Source organism: Streptomyces sp. NPDC056580, assembly GCF_042793175.1.
Lineage (GTDB): Bacteria > Actinomycetota > Actinomycetes > Streptomycetales > Streptomycetaceae > Streptomyces.
On the sequence record NZ_JBHTVE010000002.1, the window covers coordinates 482,926 to 500,049 of the forward strand.

10 protein-coding genes are annotated in these 17,124 nt (G+C 68.0%); 9 read left to right on the forward strand and 1 reads right to left on the reverse strand.

All coding sequences use genetic code 11. From position 1 onward, the window contains the following. Window positions 1–56: 56 nt before the first annotated feature. The 5 genes from ACFQ9Z_RS05945 (at window position 57) to pulA (ending at window position 11,045) form a co-directional block, all read left to right on the forward strand. The gene (locus ACFQ9Z_RS05945) at window positions 57–1,061 is read left to right on the forward strand and encodes a carbohydrate ABC transporter permease (protein WP_383011302.1); all 1,005 of its coding nucleotides are present in this window, start codon (window positions 57–59) and stop codon (window positions 1,059–1,061) included. Between the two features lie 13 nt (window positions 1,062–1,074). Next, window positions 1,075–1,995, forward strand: coding sequence for a sugar ABC transporter permease (locus ACFQ9Z_RS05950; protein ID WP_383011306.1), 921 nt, complete (start codon window positions 1,075–1,077; stop codon window positions 1,993–1,995). A gap of 191 nt (window positions 1,996–2,186) precedes the next feature. Further along, complete coding sequence (locus tag ACFQ9Z_RS05955; protein ID WP_383011839.1) at window positions 2,187–3,923, forward strand: glycoside hydrolase family 13 protein; 1,737 nt, start codon at window positions 2,187–2,189, stop codon at window positions 3,921–3,923. A 154-nt stretch (window positions 3,924–4,077) separates the two neighbouring features. Further along, entirely contained in the window at window positions 4,078–5,451 is a 1,374-nt protein-coding gene (locus tag ACFQ9Z_RS05960; protein ID WP_383011309.1) for an alpha-amylase family protein, read from the forward strand. Window positions 5,452–5,642: 191 nt separating this feature from the next. After that, window positions 5,643–11,045, forward strand: coding sequence for a pullulanase-type alpha-1,6-glucosidase (pulA, locus tag ACFQ9Z_RS05965; protein ID WP_383011312.1), 5,403 nt, complete (start codon window positions 5,643–5,645; stop codon window positions 11,043–11,045). A gap of 66 nt (window positions 11,046–11,111) precedes the next feature. Here the strand turns inward: pulA and ACFQ9Z_RS05970 are convergent, their stop codons facing one another. Then, window positions 11,112–11,399, reverse strand: a complete 288-nt coding sequence (locus ACFQ9Z_RS05970; protein ID WP_383011315.1) for a hypothetical protein — start codon at window positions 11,397–11,399, stop codon at window positions 11,112–11,114. A 323-nt stretch (window positions 11,400–11,722) separates the two neighbouring features. Here ACFQ9Z_RS05970 and ACFQ9Z_RS05975 point away from each other — a divergent pair, with 323 nt between their 5' ends. The 4 genes from ACFQ9Z_RS05975 to ACFQ9Z_RS05990 are packed head-to-tail and all read left to right on the forward strand — an operon-like array spanning window position 11,723 to window position 17,116. Then, window positions 11,723–14,476: a BTAD domain-containing putative transcriptional regulator gene (locus ACFQ9Z_RS05975; RefSeq protein WP_383011318.1), complete on the forward strand. Its 2,754-nt coding sequence runs from the start codon at window positions 11,723–11,725 to the stop codon at window positions 14,474–14,476. After that, window positions 14,473–15,582 (forward strand): hypothetical protein, encoded by a 1,110-nt coding sequence (locus ACFQ9Z_RS05980; RefSeq protein WP_383011321.1) that lies wholly within the window; start codon window positions 14,473–14,475, stop codon window positions 15,580–15,582. Before ACFQ9Z_RS05975 ends, ACFQ9Z_RS05980 begins: the two co-directional genes overlap by 4 nt. Next, entirely contained in the window at window positions 15,579–16,532 is a 954-nt protein-coding gene (locus tag ACFQ9Z_RS05985) for an alpha/beta hydrolase (RefSeq protein ID WP_383011324.1), read from the forward strand. The genes ACFQ9Z_RS05980 and ACFQ9Z_RS05985 overlap by 4 nt, the downstream gene beginning before the upstream one ends. Continuing rightward, window positions 16,529–17,116 carry a histidine phosphatase family protein gene (locus ACFQ9Z_RS05990; RefSeq protein WP_383011328.1) on the forward strand — a complete coding sequence of 196 codons (588 nt, stop codon included), beginning with the start codon at window positions 16,529–16,531 and terminating at the stop codon, window positions 17,114–17,116. The genes ACFQ9Z_RS05985 and ACFQ9Z_RS05990 overlap by 4 nt, the downstream gene beginning before the upstream one ends. Window positions 17,117–17,124: the final 8 nt, after the last annotated feature.

Genomic DNA, 17,124 nt, shown 5'->3' on the forward strand with positions numbered 1-17,124 from the left:
GGCGGCCACCGCCCTGTGCCCGGCCCAACCCTTGATCTTCCAGAAGGTGTCGAACCATGACAGTCGCCATCGACCGCGCGACCGGCAAGCGCCGCGGTGAACGCGCGCCTCGGCCCGGGCTGGGCCGGCGCATCAAGAACGGCTACCAGCGCCACTGGTACGCCTACGCGATGATCGCCCCGGTGGTCGTCGTGCTCGGCGTGCTGGTCCTCTACCCCCTGGTGTACGGCCTGTACCTGACGCTCACCGACGCCAACAGCCTGAACACCGCCCGCACCATCGGCGTCAACCACATCGACGCCACCTACAAGTTCATCGGGCTCGACAACTACAAGGACATCCTGTTCGGCCCGACGGCGTACGACCGCTTCTGGTCGCACTTCGTCTGGACGATCGTCTGGACCGCCCTGTGCGTCGCGCTCCACTACTGCATCGGCCTGGGACTCGCCCTGCTGCTCAACCAGAAGCTGCGCGGCCGCACCTTCTACCGGCTGATGCTGGTCCTGCCGTGGGCCGTGCCCACCTTCGTCACCGTCTTCGGCTGGCGCTTCATGCTCGCCGACGGAGGCGTCATCAACTCGGCGCTCGACGCGCTGCACCTGCCGGCCCCGCTGTGGCTCGAGGACACCTTCTGGCAGCGGTTCGCCGCCATCATGGTGAACACGTGGTGCGGTGTGCCCTTCATGATGGTCTCCCTGCTCGGCGGCCTGCAGTCCATCGACTCCTCGCTCTACGAGGCGGCCGAGATGGACGGCGCGAACGCCTGGCAGCGCTTCCGCTACGTCACCCTGCCGGGGCTGAGGTCGGTCAGCTCCACCGTGGTCCTGCTCGGCATCATCTGGACGTTCAACCAGTTCGCGGTGATCTTCCTGCTGTTCGGCAACACCGCCCCGGACGCGCAGATCCTCGTCACCTGGGCCTACTACCTGGGCTTCGGACAGCAGCCGCGTGACTTCGCGCAGTCGGCCGCCTACGGCATCCTGCTGCTGGCCGTCCTGATCGTCTTCACCTCGTTCTACCGCCGCTGGCTGAACCGCAACGAGCAGCAGCTCGCGATCTGAGGCAGGAGTCCCCATGAGCACCACGACACCTCCCGAGGCCACCGCGCAGAAGCCGGTGACCCCCCAGGTCCTCGAGGCCCTGAACCGCCCCCCGGCGGCCCGCCGGGGCAGGCGCGGCCTCCTCGCCTCCCTCGCCTCCCACGGCATCCTCGTCGTCGCGAGCCTGATCGCGCTCTTCCCGATCGCCTGGCTGGTCTTCCTCTCGCTGGGCCCGGACAAGGACGACTACCTGCACCCGGGCGGCATCTGGCACAAGATGACGTTCAGCAACTACTCGTTCGTCCTGCAGCACACCGGCTTCTTCGACTGGATGAAGAGCTCGCTGATCGTCTCGCTGGGCACCACCTTCGTCGGCGTCATGGTGGCCGCGACCACCGGCTACGCCGTCTCCCGGATGCGCTTCCCCGGCTACCGGAAGCTCATGTGGGTGCTGCTGGTCACCCAGATGTTCCCGATCGCCGTGCTCATCGTGCCGATGTACCAGATCCTGTCGGACCTGCAGCTCATCGACAGCTACCTCGGCCTGATCCTGGTCTACTGCTCGACCGCGGTGCCCTACAGCGCCTGGCTGCTCAAGGGCTACTTCGACACGATCCCGTTCGAGATCGACGAGGCGGGACGGGTCGACGGCCTCACCCCGTTCGGCACCTTCTTCCGGCTGATCCTGCCGCTCGCCAAGCCGGGCCTGGCGGTCGCCGCCTTCTACAACTTCATCACCGCGTTCGGCGAGGTCGCCTTCGCCTCGACGTTCATGCTCGACGACAGCAAGTACACCTTCGCCGTCGGCCTGCAGAGCTTCGTCAGCGAGCACGACGCCCAGCGCAACCTCATGGCGGCCACCGCCGTGCTGGTCGCGATACCCGTGTCCGCGTTCTTCTACCTCGTGCAGAGGAACCTCGTCACGGGCCTCACCGCCGGCGGCACCAAGGGCTGACGCCCGCCGGAGAAGAGCTCCCGCGCGCCGCAGTGCGCGCGGGTAGGCGGCCGCGGTGTCCATCCGACCCCGCCGGCACCGCGGCCGCCTCGCAGAGCACCGGTCCCGCCGCCGTACGCACGCCCCTCACCGACCCTTCCCCCGTGCCCGGCCCCGCCCTGGCAGGGGACCCCCACCGCATCAAGGACGCCATGAGCCAGCAGAATTCTGCAGCCCCGGCCACCGACTCCGCCGTCGCCACCGTCGCCGCCAGCCGTGACTGGTGGCGGGACGCGGTCATCTACCAGGTCTACCCGCGCAGCTTCGCCGACAGCAACGGCGACGGCATGGGCGACCTGGAAGGCGTGCGCTCCCGCCTCCCGTACCTGCGCGACCTCGGCGTCGACGCCGTGTGGCTCAGTCCCTTCTACGCCTCCCCGCAGGCGGACGCCGGCTACGACGTCGCGGACTACCGCGCCGTCGACCCCATGTTCGGCAACCTGCTCGACGCCGACGCCCTGATCCGCGACGCCCACGGGCTGGGCCTGCGGGTCATCGTCGACCTGGTCCCCAACCACTCCTCCGACCAGCACGAGTGGTTCAAGCGCGCCCTCGCCGAGGGCCCCGGCTCCCCGCTGCGCGAGCGCTACCACTTCCGCCCCGGCAAGGGGAAGAACGGCGAGCTGCCGCCCAACGACTGGGAGTCCATCTTCGGCGGCCCGGCGTGGACCCGGGTGACCGAGCCGGACGGCACCCCCGGCGAGTGGTACCTGCACCTGTTCGCCCCCGAGCAGCCCGACTTCAACTGGGAGCACCCGGCCGTCGGCGACGAGTTCCGCTCCATCCTGCGCTTCTGGCTGGACATGGGCGTGGACGGCTTCCGCATCGACGTCGCCCACGGCCTGGTGAAGGCCGAGGGCCTGCCCGACCTCGGCTCCCACGACCAGCTCAAGCTGCTGGGCAACGATGTCATGCCGTTCTTCGACCAGGACGGCGTGCACGAGGTCTACCGGCAGTGGCGCACCGTGCTCGACGAGTACGCCGACGCAATGGGGCCCGAAGGGCCTTCCGCGGAAGGACGGGGGCGGGAGACGGGCGGACGCATCTTCGTCGCGGAGGCGTGGACGCCCACCGTCGAGCGCACCGCCAACTACGTCCGCCCGGACGAGCTGCACCAGGCCTTCAACTTCCAGTACCTGGGCACCGAGTGGGACGCGGCGGAGCTGCGCGCGGTGATCGACCGCACCCTGGAGGCGATGCGCCCGGTCGGCGCCCCCGCCACCTGGGTCCTGTCCAACCACGACGTCACCCGGCACGCCACCCGCTTCGCCAACCCGCCCGGTCTCGGCACCCAGATCCGCACCGCCGGCGACCGCGAGCTGGGCCTGCGCCGGGCCCGCGCGGCCTCCCTGCTGATGCTCGCCCTGCCCGGCTCGGCCTACGTCTACCAGGGCGAGGAACTGGGTCTGCCGGACGTGGTGGACCTGCCCGACGAGGTGCGCCAGGACCCGGCGTACTTCCGGGGCGCCGGCCAGGACGGCTTCCGCGACGGCTGCCGGGTGCCGATCCCGTGGACCCGCGAGGGCTCCAGTTACGGCTTCGGCGACGGCGGGAGCTGGCTGCCGCAGCCGGCGAGCTGGGCCGAGCTGAGCGTCGAGGCGCAGACCGGCGTGGCCGGGTCGACGCTGGAGCTGTACCGCTCCGCGCTGCGCCTGCGCCGCTCCCAGCCCGGTCTGGGCGCGGGCGAGTCGGTGGAGTGGCTGCGCGCGCCGGAGGGCGTGGTGGCCTTCCGCCGCGGCGAGTTCGTGTGCGTCGCCAACACCACCGGCGAGTCGGTGACCATGCCCGCGTACGGCCGGGTCCTGCTCTCCAGCGGCGAGGTGACCGAGGCGGGCGGCGAGGCGAAGGTGCCGGCGGACACCACCGTCTGGTGGACCGCGGCGGACTGACGCCCCCGCTGAAATTTCTTGCATCAACTTCTCACCGGCCCGCTGCCTTTCAGGCAGCGGGCCTTTAACATCTGCGTCACCGCAAGTTTGCTGAAACCTTGCAGCAAGCACCCTCAGCGGTACCCCACACCCTTCGATGAAGAAGGAACCCCACATGGCACGCAGAATCCTCTCCGGAGCGGTCGCCCTCACGGCGGCCGTTCTTGTCATGGCCCCGACAAGCGTGCAGGCCTCCCCGCCCGGCACGAAGGACGTCACCGCCGTGCTCTTCGAGTGGAACTACGCCTCGGTGGCCCGCGAGTGCACCGGCACCCTCGGCCCGGCCGGCTACGGCTACGTCCAGGTCTCCCCGCCCGCCGAGCACATACAGGGCTCGCAGTGGTGGACGTCGTACCAGCCCGTCAGCTACAGGATCGCCGGCCGCCTCGGCGACCGCACGACCTTCCAGAACATGGTGAACACCTGCCACTCGGCGGGCGTGAAGGTCGTCGTCGACACGGTGATCAACCACATGTCCGCGGGCAGCGGCACCGGCACCGGCGGCTCGTCGTACACGAAGTACAACTACCCGGGCCTGTACTCGTCCTACGACTTCGACGACTGCACCTCCCAGGTCAGCAACTACCAGGACCGCTGGAACGTCCAGCACTGCGAACTGGTCGGCCTGGCCGACCTCGACACCGGCGAGGAGTACGTCCGCAAGACCATCGCCGGCTACCTGAACGACCTGCTCTCCCTCGGTGTCGACGGCTTCCGCATCGACGCGGCCAAGCACATCGACAGCGCCGACCTCGCCAACATCAAGTCGCGGCTGACCAACCCGGGCGCGTACTGGAAGCAGGAGGTCATCTACGGCGCGGGCGAGGCCGTCCAGCCCACCGAGTACACCGGCAACGGGGACGTCCAGGAGTTCCGCTACGCCTACGACCTCAAGCGGGTCTTCAACAGCGAGAAGCTGGCCTACCTCACCAACTACGGCGAGGGCTGGGGCTACCTGAGCAGCTCGAAGGCGGGCGTCTTCGTCGACAACCACGACACCGAGCGCAACGGCTCCACCCTCAACTACAAGAGCGGCGCCAACTACACCCTGGCCAACGTCTTCATGCTGGCCTGGCCCTACGGCGCCCCGGACATCAACTCCGGCTACGAGTGGTCCGACGCGGACGCCGGCCCGCCCAACGGCGGCCAGGTGAGCGCCTGCTGGCAGGACGGCTGGAAGTGCCAGCACAAGTGGCCCGAGATCATCGGCATGGTCGGCTTCCGCAACGCCACCCGGGGCCAGTCGGTCGTCAACTGGTGGGACAACGGCAACAACGCGATCGCGTTCGGCCGGGGCGGCAAGGGCTACGTGGCCATCAACCACGAGTCCTCCTCACTGACCCGCACCTACCAGACCTCGCTGCCCGCGGGCACGTACTGCAACGTGCAGAACAACACCACCGTGACGGTGAACTCCAGCGGCCAGTTCTCGGCCACCCTCGGCTCCAACACGGCGCTGGCCATCTACGCCGGCAAGTCGAGCTGCTGAGTCGATGACGCCTGTGCCGCCGCGTCCACGGCGGCACAGGCCAACTCGGTTGAAATTGCTTACCGATGCTTTCAAGCCTCTTGCTGCAACCCTTTCGTGGGCGGTACGGTCGCGCCGGCGCCCGGCACCGGAGCCGAGCCGCGGCGTGGGGTCGGACCCAGAAGAGCCGTAATCGCTAGGAGTTCCCGCCTGTGATACCGAGATGGCCGGCGCCCGCAAGGCGCCGCACCCCGTACCGCCGGAGGGCCGCGGTCGTGACCGCGGCCGCTCTCGCCGCCGCGCTCGTGCAGCCGGTGTCCGCCCACGCGGACACGCCGCCCGCGCCCCCCTCGGACGCCGTGCTCGCCGCCCAGGCCGCCCGGCACGACGACACGCGCGAGCAGTTCTACTTCGTCATGCCGGACCGTTTCGCCAACGGGGACGCCTCCAACGACAGGGGCGGGCTGACCGGTTCGCGCCTGAGCACCGGGTACGACCCCACCGACAAGGGGTTCTACCAGGGCGGCGACCTCAAGGGCCTGACCAAGCGGCTCGACTACATCAAGGGGCTGGGCACCACCGCCATCTGGATGGCGCCCATCTTCAAGAACCGCCCCGTCCAGGGCACCGGTGACAACGCCTCGGCGGGCTACCACGGTTACTGGATCACCGACTTCACCCAGGTCGACCCGCACTTCGGGACCAACGAGGACCTGTCGGCCCTCATCGCCAAGGCGCACGCCAAGGGCATGAAGGTCTTCTTCGACGTCATCACCAACCACACCGCCGACGTCGTCGACTACCAGGAGAAGTCCTACGGCTACCTGTCCAAGGGCGCCTTCCCGTACCTCACGAAGGACGGCAGGCCCTTCGACGACGCCGACTACGCCGACGGCGGGAGGAAGTTCCCGGCCACCGACGCCGGCTCCTTCCCCTACACCCCGAAGGCCGCCAGCGCGAGCAAGGTCCCGGCCTGGCTCAACGACCCGACGATGTACCACAACCGGGGCGACTCGACGTACGCCGGCGAGTCCACCACCTACGGCGACTTCTCCGGCCTCGACGACCTGTGGACCGAGCGTCCCGAGGTCGTGAGCGGCATGGAGAAGATCTACCAGCGGTGGGTCAGGGACTACGGCATCGACGGTTTCCGCATCGACACCGTCAAGCACGTCGACATGGACTTCTGGACCCAGTGGGCGACCGCGCTGGACGCCTACGCGGCCGCGCACGGGCGGAAGAACTTCTTCATGTTCGGCGAGGTCTACTCCGCCGACACCTCCGTCACCTCCCCGTACGTCACCCAGGGCCGGCTGGACGCCACCCTCGACTTCCCCTTCCAGGACGCCGCCCGCGCCTACGCCTCCCAGGGCGGCAGCGCGCGGAAGCTGGCGGGCGTCTTCGGCGACGACTACAAGTACACGACCGACAAGGCCAACGCGTACGAGCAGGTCACCTTCCTCGGCAACCACGACATGGGCCGCATCGGGTACTTCCTGAAGCAGGACAACCCCAAGGCCACCGACGCCGAGATCCTCAAGAAGGACAAGCTCGCCAACGAGCTGATGTTCCTCAGCCGCGGCAACCCGGTCGTCTACTACGGCGACGAGCAGGGCTTCACCGGCGCCGGCGGCGACAAGGACGCCCGCCAGACGATGTTCGCCTCCAAGGTCGCCGACTACCTCGACGACGACGAGATCGGCACCGACCGCACCCACGCGAGCGACGCCTACGACACCGGCGCCCCGCTGTACCGGCAGATCGCCGCACTCGCCAAACTCCGCAAGGCCAACCCGGCGCTCACCGACGGAGTGCAGACCGAGCGCTACGCAGCCGACGGCGCCGGGATCTACGCGTTCACCCGTACGGACGCGAAGACCGGCCAGGAGTACGTCGTCGCCCTCAACAACGCCGACGAGGCGAAGACGGCCACCTTCGCCACCGGTTCGGCCGGCATGTCCTACCGGGGCGTCCACGGCGCCGGCGACACCCGCACCTCGGACGCCGACCGCCGGCTCACCGTCACCGTCCCGGCCGGCACCGCCGTCGTCTACAAGGCCGCGGGCACCCTCGCCAAGCCCGCCACGAAGCCGGCGATCACCCTGAGCGCGCCGGCCGCCGGCGCCACCGGGACCGTCGAGCCGAGCGCGGACGTCGAGGGCGGCGGGCTCGACCGCGTCGTCTTCGCCGCCCAGGTCGGCAACGGCAAGTGGCGCACGCTGGGCTCCGCCGACCACGCCCCGTACAAGGTCACCCAGGTCATCGGTGACGACGTGCCGGCCGGCACCGCCCTGCGCTACAAGGCGGTCGTGATCGACTCGGCCGGGCGCACCGCGAGCGCCACGGCGAGCACCACCACCGGCGCCCCGCCCGCCCCCGAAATCCCCACCGCCTCCTCGCGCGACTACGCGGTCGTCCACTACAAGCGCACCGACGGCGACTACGCCGACTGGGGCCTGTACGCCTGGGGCGACCTCGCCGACGGCGAGGCGACGAACTGGCCCGCCAGCCACCCCTTCACGGGCCGCGACGCCTACGGCGCCTTCGCCTACGTCAAGCTCAAGCCCGGCGCCTCCGACGTCGGCTTCCTGGTCATCGACAAGGACGGCGACAAGGACGTCTCCGCCGACCGGTCCATCGACGTCACCAGGACGGGTGAGGTCTGGATCGAGCAGGGCAAGGACGGCGTGCTCACCGAGAAGCCGGACTACCCGGCCCAGGACACGAGCAAGGCGGTGGTCCACTACCACCGCGCCGACGGGAACTACGACGGCTGGGGCCTGCACGTCTGGACGGGCGCCGCGAACCCCACCGACTGGTCGAACCCCCTGAAGCCGGTGAAGACTGACGCCTATGGCGCGGTCTTCGAGGTGCCGCTCACCGAGGGTGCCACCAGCCTCAGCTACATCATCCACAAGGGCGACGACAAGGATCTGCCGACCGACCAGTCCCTGGACCTCAAGGCCGACGGGCACGAGGTGTGGCTCTTGAACGGCCAGGAGAAGTACCTGCTGCCGCAGCCCGCGGGCAGCGCGGCCGCCCTCGACCTGACCACCTCCAAGGCGGTCTGGATCGACCGGGACACCGTCGCCTGGAACGGCGCCGACGGCGCCGCCTCCACCCAGCTCCTGTACTCCCCGCACGGCTCCATCGCCGTCAAGGACGGGACGCTGACCAGCGACGACGAGCACTGGCTGCGCCTGACCAAGACGGCGCTCACCGACGCCCAGAAGGCGAAGTTCCCGCACCTGAAGGACTACACCGCCTGGTCCGTCGACCCGCGTGACCGGGACCGGGTGCGCGCGGCCCTGAAGGGGCAGCTCGTGGCCTCGCAGCGGACGGCCGACGGCGCCGTGCTCGCAGCGACCGGCGTGCAGATCGCCGGGGTGCTGGACGACCTGTACCCCGGCGCGACGAAGGCCGCCCTCGGGCCGACCTTCCGCGACGGCAGGCCGACCCTCGCCGTCTGGGCGCCGACCGCGCAGAGCGTCCGTCTCGACCTCGACGGCAAGGCCGTGAAGATGCGCCGCGACGCCTCCACCGGCGTCTGGTCCGTCACCGGCCCGGCGTCCTGGAAGGGCAAGCCCTACCGGTACGTGGTGAAGGTGTGGGCGCCCAGCGTCCGCAAGCTGGTCACCAACAAGGTCACCGACCCGTACTCGGTCGCCCTCACCGCCGACTCCGAGCGCAGCCTCGTCGTCGACCTGAACGACCGCGAACTCGCTCCGGGCGGCTGGTCGGGCCTGCGCAAGCCCAAGGCCGTGCCGCTGAAGGACGCGCAGATCCAGGAGCTGCACATCCGGGACTACTCGGTCGCCGACAAGACCGTCCCGGCCGGTGACCAGGGCACCTACCTGGCCTTCACCGACAAGAACAGCGACGGCTCCAGGCACCTGCGCGCGCTGGCGAAGTCCGGCACCTCGTACGTGCACCTGCTGCCGGCCTTCGACATCGCCACCATCCCCGAGAAGAGGTCCGACCAGGCGAGCACCGACTGCGACCTGGCCTCCTACCCGGCCGACTCCGACAAGCAGCAGGAGTGCGTGGCGAAGACGGCCGCCAAGGACGCCTACAACTGGGGCTACGACCCGTACCACTACACGGTCCCCGAGGGCTCGTACGCCACCGACCCCGACGGCACCGCCCGTACGGTCCAGTTCCGGAAGATGGTCCAGGCGCTCAACCAGGACGGCCTCCGGGTCGTCATGGACGTCGTCTACAACCACACGGCCGCCAGCGGCCAGGCCGGCACCAGCGTGCTGGACCGGATCGTGCCCGGCTACTACCAGCGGCTCCTCGCCGACGGCTCGGTGGCCAACAGCACCTGCTGCGCCAACACCGCGACCGAGAACGCGATGATGGGCAAGCTGGTCGTGGACTCGATCGTCACCTGGGCCAAGGAGTACAAGGTCGACGGCTTCCGCTTCGACCTCATGGGCCACCACCCGAAGGCCAACATCCTCGCGGTCCGCAAGGCCCTCGACGCGCTCACCCCCAAGAAGGACGGCGTCGACGGCAAGAAGATCATCCTGTACGGCGAGGGCTGGAACTTCGGCGAGGTCGCGGACGACGCGCGCTTCGTGCAGGCCACGCAGAAGAACATGGCCGGCACCGGCATCGCCACCTTCTCCGACCGGGCCCGTGACGCCGTGCGCGGCGGCAGCCCCTTCGACTCCGACCCCGGTGTCCAGGGCTTCGCCTCCGGGCTGTACACCGACCCCAACTCCTCCACCGCCAACGGCACCAAGGAGGAGCAGAAGGCCAGGCTGCTGCACTACCAGGACCTGATCAAGGTCGGCCTTAGCGGCAACCTCGCCGGGTACCGGTTCACCGACTCGGCGGGCAAGGAGGTCACCGGCGCCGGGGTCGACTACAACGGCGCTCCGGCCGGCTACGCGGAAGCGCCCGGCGACGCCCTCGCCTACGTGGACGCGCACGACAACGAGTCGCTGTTCGACGCCCTGGCCTACAAGCTGCCCAAGGACACCTCCGCGTCCGACCGGGCCCGCATGCAGGTCCTGGCGATGGCCACGGCCGCCCTCTCGCAGGGCCCGGCGCTCTCCCAGGCGGGCACCGACCTGCTCCGCTCGAAGTCGCTGGACCGCAACTCCTTCGACAGCGGCGACTGGTTCAACGCCATCCACTGGAACTGCGCGGACGGCAACGGCTTCGGGCGCGGACTGCCCATGGCCGCCGACAACGAGTCCAAGTGGCCGTACGCGAAGCCGCTGCTCAGCACGGTGAAGGTGGGCTGCCCGCAGATCACCGGCGCCTCGGCCGCCTACCAGGACCTGCTGCGCATCCGCACCTCGGAGCAGGCCTTCTCGCTCGGCACCGCCGCACGGGTGCAGGAGCGGCTGTCCTTCCCGCTGTCGGGCAAGGACGAGACGCCCGGCGTGATCACCATGCGCCTCGGTGACCTGGTCGTCGTCTTCAACGCCACCCCCGAGCGGCAGGAGCAGCGCGTCGGCACCCTCGCCGGCACGCACTTCCGGCTGCACCCGGTGCAGGCGAAGGGCGCCGACCCGGTGGTGAGGTCCGCCTCCTACGCGACCGGATCGGGCACGTTCAGCGTCCCGGCGCGGACCGTGGCGGTGTTCAGCCGAGGCGCATGACGGAACGCTGACGGCTGGTACTTCGGCCACACCCGGAGGGGCGGACCGTACGGTCCGCCCCTCGTCTCATCGCGAGCGCACGCCCCTGTCCCGACGCTTCACGGCCCGAAGGGCGACGTCGTAGGCCATGCTGCCGAGAACGAGCGCGACCAGCGGCCAGATGACGGGGGAGTCGGCGGGGATCCCGCCTTGGATCAGCACCCCGCTGAGGGTGCCGGCACCGACCACGCCGGTGCCGACGGGCGGACGGAAACTGGGCACCGGGAAGTGTATGCGCACTTCCTTGCCGCGCCGGTGGTCGTCGCTGTGCTGAGGCGTGGCCGCGTCGTTGAGGCCCGCGCGCTTGGGGGACATGGTTCCTCCTGCTGGCGGTTCGAGGGTCAGATCAGCCTGCCGCCGGTTGCTTGCGTGTGGCTGTCGGAGACGGTGGGTCAGGCTGACGTATCGCTGACTCGGCGGCGGAAGTGGCCTCTGTGACCCGCTGGGGCGAGAGTTCCGGGCGTTTGTCGATTACTGAGGGTGCCGTCGCCCTGATGGACGGTAATATGTCCCCTCACTCGCGCGGGTAGCGACAGCCGATCGTCAGCGAACCGACAGCGCCACGGCCTACACATGGCAGCGTCAGGTCCTCCCGCCGCGACGTTCCATGCCTGGGGGGCTGGAGGAGGCGAACGCGCGTGGAAATCTGCATTCTTGGCTCGGTCGAGGCACGGGGACCCGATGGGACTGTCGCCATGCGGGGGAAGACGGCGGCATTGCTGGGCGTGCTCGCACTGCACTCGCCGCGCCCTGTGGAGAAGCAGCGGCTGCACGACATCATCTGGTCCGGTCAGGGCGGACTCAACGTCGTAGAGGGCAAGGTCCGGGTGGTGCGAGCCAAGCTCAGGCTGGGCGTTAATGAGGTGATCACAACGCGGGGCTCTGCCTACCAATTGGAGGCCGATACCGATATCCAGCACTTCCACGACCTGGTACGACGTGCGGAAAGCCACGGCGCAGCCGCAGAACTCCGCAGTGCAGCCGAAATCTACGCACGAGCACTTGAGTTGTGGCGTGGTGACATACTGCCCGAGCTGACCGATCAATTGATCCGCAGTGAGATCACCGCACTGGAACACCAGCGACGCGCGACCCATCTGAGACGGATGAGAACCCTGCTGGAGCTGGGCGCGCACGGCGAGGTGCTCGGCGCGGCGGAACAACTGCTCGTGGAGGACCCCTACTGGGAGGAAGTCCTCCACATCAAGGTTCAGGCGCTGTACCAGGTTCGGGGAAGCCATGCCGCCTCCGCTCTGATGCGGCAGTTCGGCGAGGACATGGCCGAGCAGGGGCTCGATCCGTCCCCCGAATGGAAGGCGCTGGCCTCACGCGTCCTCAATCACGAGCTTCCGGTCGTGCCGTCAGTCGCACAGGCGCCATCGTCCAGTCGGTCTGAACCGGTGCCGCAGGACGCATCGGGCGGCGGTCTGCTGCTCGACAACATCCCGCCCGCGACGTACGCGCAGTTCGTCATGCGCCAGCGGGTCTGGGCGCGGCTGGAGGAAGCCGTCGCTCAAGGGCTACCCGTGGTCAGCCTGCTCGGTATCGGGGGATCCGGCAAGTCCACCATCGCACGTGAGTTCGCAGTTCGGAAACTGCAGGAAGCGTCGCGGTTCAAGGGCGCTGTATGGGTCTCGGACGGGGAACAGGCCGGCTCGACCACCCTGAGCAGGGTGCTCGACACCATCGCACTGACCGCGGACTACTCCGGACTCGTCGCCCTAGACATCCCGCAGAAAAAGCATCAGGTGCGTCGTCTGCTACGGCGCGTCCCGGTGCTGCTCATTGTGGACAACCACGAGACTATCGAAGATCCGGAACTCGACGACTGGCTGATCACCGTTCCAGAGCCGAGCAAGGTGCTCGTCACCAGCATCACGCACGCGAGCGCCCTGAGCCCACACACTTTCCAGGTCGAGATGACAGGGCTGACGGCCGAGGAGGCTGATGACTTCTACGCACAGTGTCTCAACCGCATGGGACTGCACGACCTTCTGGCCAAACGTAAGGAACTCGACGTCTTGTGGCGCGTAGCCCAGGGCAATCCGCGACTCATCGAGTGGGGAATCGGGCAGGTAAAGCGACGTGGCCGTTCGCTGAGCGAGGTGGCTGAGGAGATTGGCAACGCACCAGGCGGTGACCGCAGTGGTGACGTCGTCCTACGTGATCTGTTCCGAGAGAGTTGGACGTCTCTGAGTGGCCCGGCCCGCCGCGTCCTCGGGACGCTCGCCTGCTTCCCCTACGGAGCGGAGCGCGAGGCCCTGCGCCAGGTATCGGGCTGCAGTGATGACCTGGAAGACGCACTGGCCGAACTCACCGACTACTGCTTCGTCTCCCGGCAAGTGAACAACGACTGCACAGAGCCTCAGTACATCGCCTACCCTCTGGCGGCGAGCAGATTAGCCACACTTCAGACCCCGCAGATGACGGCTGTCAGAGAGCGCTGGCTGAGGTACTTCATTGAGCTCACCGGGGAAATCGGCTTCTGCCCGGACGACGTCAGCCGACTACGGCGGTTGGACGTGCCCGGTCGGCGCCAGAACCTGGAGTTCGCCCTCACCTGGGCAGCCCAGCACCAACACCACCAAGAAGTGATCGACATCGCCAAGGGTGCCCGCTACTACTACTACGTACGGGGGCTGTGGGCGACGCAGCCCGACATCCACATGCTGCGCGCGGAAGCCGCCCGCGGGATCGCGGATACGGGGGAGGAGTTCGACGCCCTCGTCTACCACATGAACATCGCCGCCAAACAGGAGAACCAGGCACGTGCCCAGTCAGTGTTGTCGCGAGTACGCGAGCTGTTGTCGGATCATCCGGACTGCCTTGACGAGAAGCAAGTCGGCGAATATCGACACGCCTTCGCTCTTCACCTCCTCTCACAGTACCGGTTCCTCGAAGCCGAACGGCAATGGCGTGCCAACCTTTCCAACCCGGATGCGCTAGGACCAGCGAATTACAGTGCGAATCTGCGCTGGCTCGCCGTCTGCCTAGCCCGCACAGGCACCCGCAACGAGGAAGCGCTCGACCTGTTCGAACAGGCACGGGCACACGCGCAGCGGCACGGCTACCGACGCGCGGAACTGCTCATTGACCTGCAAGTCGCAGAACTGCGCCTGGCAATGGACAGCAGTCCAAAAGCCACCCTGCAGATTCTCAGCGATCTCGACGAGCGGACCGCACAGCTCGACAACGTGGCGGATCAGCGCTACCAAGCCGACCATAAATGGCTACTTGGTCAGGCTCACCACCGGTTGGAGAATCACCGAGTGGCCAGCGCCTTCCTTCGCCAGGCGGCCGATCTCTACAGCAAAATCGGTCTTGTCGAACGCGCCGCGCAAGCTCGGACCCTGGAAATCAGCTGCGCAACTCCCACTAGGAGGCAGTCGTGAAAATGCTGCAGGCTCCGGATGCCACCCAGCGTGAGATTGTCGGGCATCTTCGTACCACCGAACACCTGCTGGCCCAGGTGGCCACCCTGGTATCCGGTCATGACTGCGACGCAGAAATCATCCCAATGCCTGATCTCGGGCTCCCGCACAACGTGCGTAGGATTCACGGCGGGTTCTTCACGGGTGCCTACTATCGGTGGGATAGTGTGGTGCCCATGGTGCCGGTCGACGCCACCGTCAACCTGTGCGGTGTGACGCTGTTTCGGGTCGAGGACGATTTCGCCGACGAACAGGACTTCCGGCAGCGTGTGGAGGCCGCCCGGGCCGTTTTGGTGGATAAATCCAGTTACGTGTGGAACTTCACCACCGGCAACCACTTCGTGATACTCGCGGAAAATCGCACACCGGGGGTCCTGCCCGAAGGGCGTTACCTGGTTCTCCACGCATCGGCCGCAGAATTCAAGAACCAGTACAACGGCCTATACCCCTCCCCTGGGAACTGGTACCACGACGAGGTGCGTGTCTTCTCCGGGAAGAATGGCCGGTATCTGCGTTACCTCAGCGGAAAGCCTGCCGAACGCTTCTCCCGCATGGTCGCCATGATCGAGCATTACCAGCATGAACGGCAGCGGGTGTGCGCGGCCTTGATCCTCGGCGCGGAGGCCCGGATCACAGAGGAGATCTGTTCCATCCTCCACTACGGGATGCCGGATACGTCGTCCGTCGCCATCGGGTGTCAGTGGCTGTCCGACGACAACCCGCGGTCGCTGCTACTCACCCGCCCCGGCGCCCCGCTCTATCTGATTCGCGCCCACACGGACGGTGACAACCGCACGAACACGCTGAACGGTCCGGTGACACTGACGCCGCACGGCCTAGGAGTCCGGGCGCTGGAACCGCTGGACCTCGCCTACGACGACGACCACCTCGTCATGGGCGGCCGGCGCTTGAAGCTGGATGAGTCCCTCGCAGGTCGCGACTTCGTGGCCATCCGAGACTTCGACCGGGACACCGATCTGCCGAGAATCCTCGATGACTGCCCGGGCACTGTCGAGGCGGAACTCCACCAGGTGTACTCCTACCACCGCACCCAAGAGGAACGATGAGCACGCTCGACCCAGAAGCCCAAGCACTCCTCGACGCGGCGGCGGCCAGCGGCCTGCCACCCGTCTACACACTGCCGCATCAAGAGGCACGCGAAAGGATGCGAGCCGCCTTCATCAAGGGTGATCCGGAACCCATCGACAAGATCGAGGATCTCCGTATCCCTGCGGAGCACGGCGGTATCCCGGCGCGTCTCTATCATCCGGCTCCCGCCGAAACCCTTCCGCTCGTGCTCTTCTTCCACGGCGGTGGCTGGACCGTCAACGACCTCGACACACACGACAGACTCTGCACTCTGCTTGCCAACGGATCGCACAGCGTCGTCCTCGCCGTCGACTACCGGCGCGCACCCGAACACAAATATCCCGCCGCCGCAGACGACGCTTGGACTGCCCTCCTGTGGGCTGCCGGTGACCAGCACGGACTGGCCGTGAACCGCAGCAGGATCGCGGTGGTCGGCGACAGTTCGGGGGGCACCCTTGCCGCGGCGCTGGCGCTGAAGGCCCGCGATCACGGCGGCCCCGCAATCACCCAACAAGTGCTGTTCTACCCCGTCACCGACTACCTCGACCCGCGGACCGCCTCGTACGTCACACGAGCAACAGGCTATTCGCTCAACCTGCCCTTCATGCAGTGGTCGTGGGACAACTACCTGCCGGCGACCTGGTCACGGGACGACGCTCACCTGTTCCCGCTACGAGCCCTCAGCCTGGCGGGCTTGCCTCCGGCGCTCGTACTCACCGCCGAGTTCGATCCGCTGCGGGACGAGGGAATCGCCTACGCCCAACGACTCAAGGAGGCTGGAGTGCGGACGGAGCACTGGCATTTCGCCGACCAGATGCACGGCTTCGCCATGCAGACCCGGGCCATCGCGCGGGCGCGGAAGGCGGTCGAGGATGTGGCGGCCCACCTCGCCGCAGGCTTCCGGACGAAGTCGGGGGACCGCTCATGACCGGTCAGTCGCTCACCATGGTGCGTCACGCCCCCACGGAGTCCAACGGTGCTCATGTCTTCATGGGCAGCAAGGACGTCCCGGCAACGGCGGACGGGCTTCGGCTGGCGGCGGCACGTTCGGCCGCCTTCAGTGCACTGGGCTGCACACCGATCTTCACCTCACCCCTGCAGCGGGCCTCGGCGACGGCGCGGGCGCTCTTTCCCACGGGACTCATCCGGACGGATTCCAGACTCGCTGAACGGGATCTCGGTGAGTGGGCCGGCCAGTCCCAGGAGCGGGTGCGAGCCGACTATCCTGCGGCCTTCCTTGACAACGGTGTCCTCGACCCGCGTTTCACTCCGCCCGGTGGTGAGGACCTGGCCACCTTCGAGAGGCGCATCCGCGCATTTCTCCGGGATCTGGCGGGTGTCAGTCAGGAGGGCAGCCCCGCCGCAGTCAGCCACAACGGATGGATCCGGACGGCCCTGTACGTCCTGGGTCGGATCGGTGTCGAGGAGATCTTCACCGAGGGAGTTCCGTTCCTTGAGCCGCTGTGCCTCGATCTGCGGCCTCTCACGGTCGGCAGGATCCCGTCCCCGTGAGAAAGGAG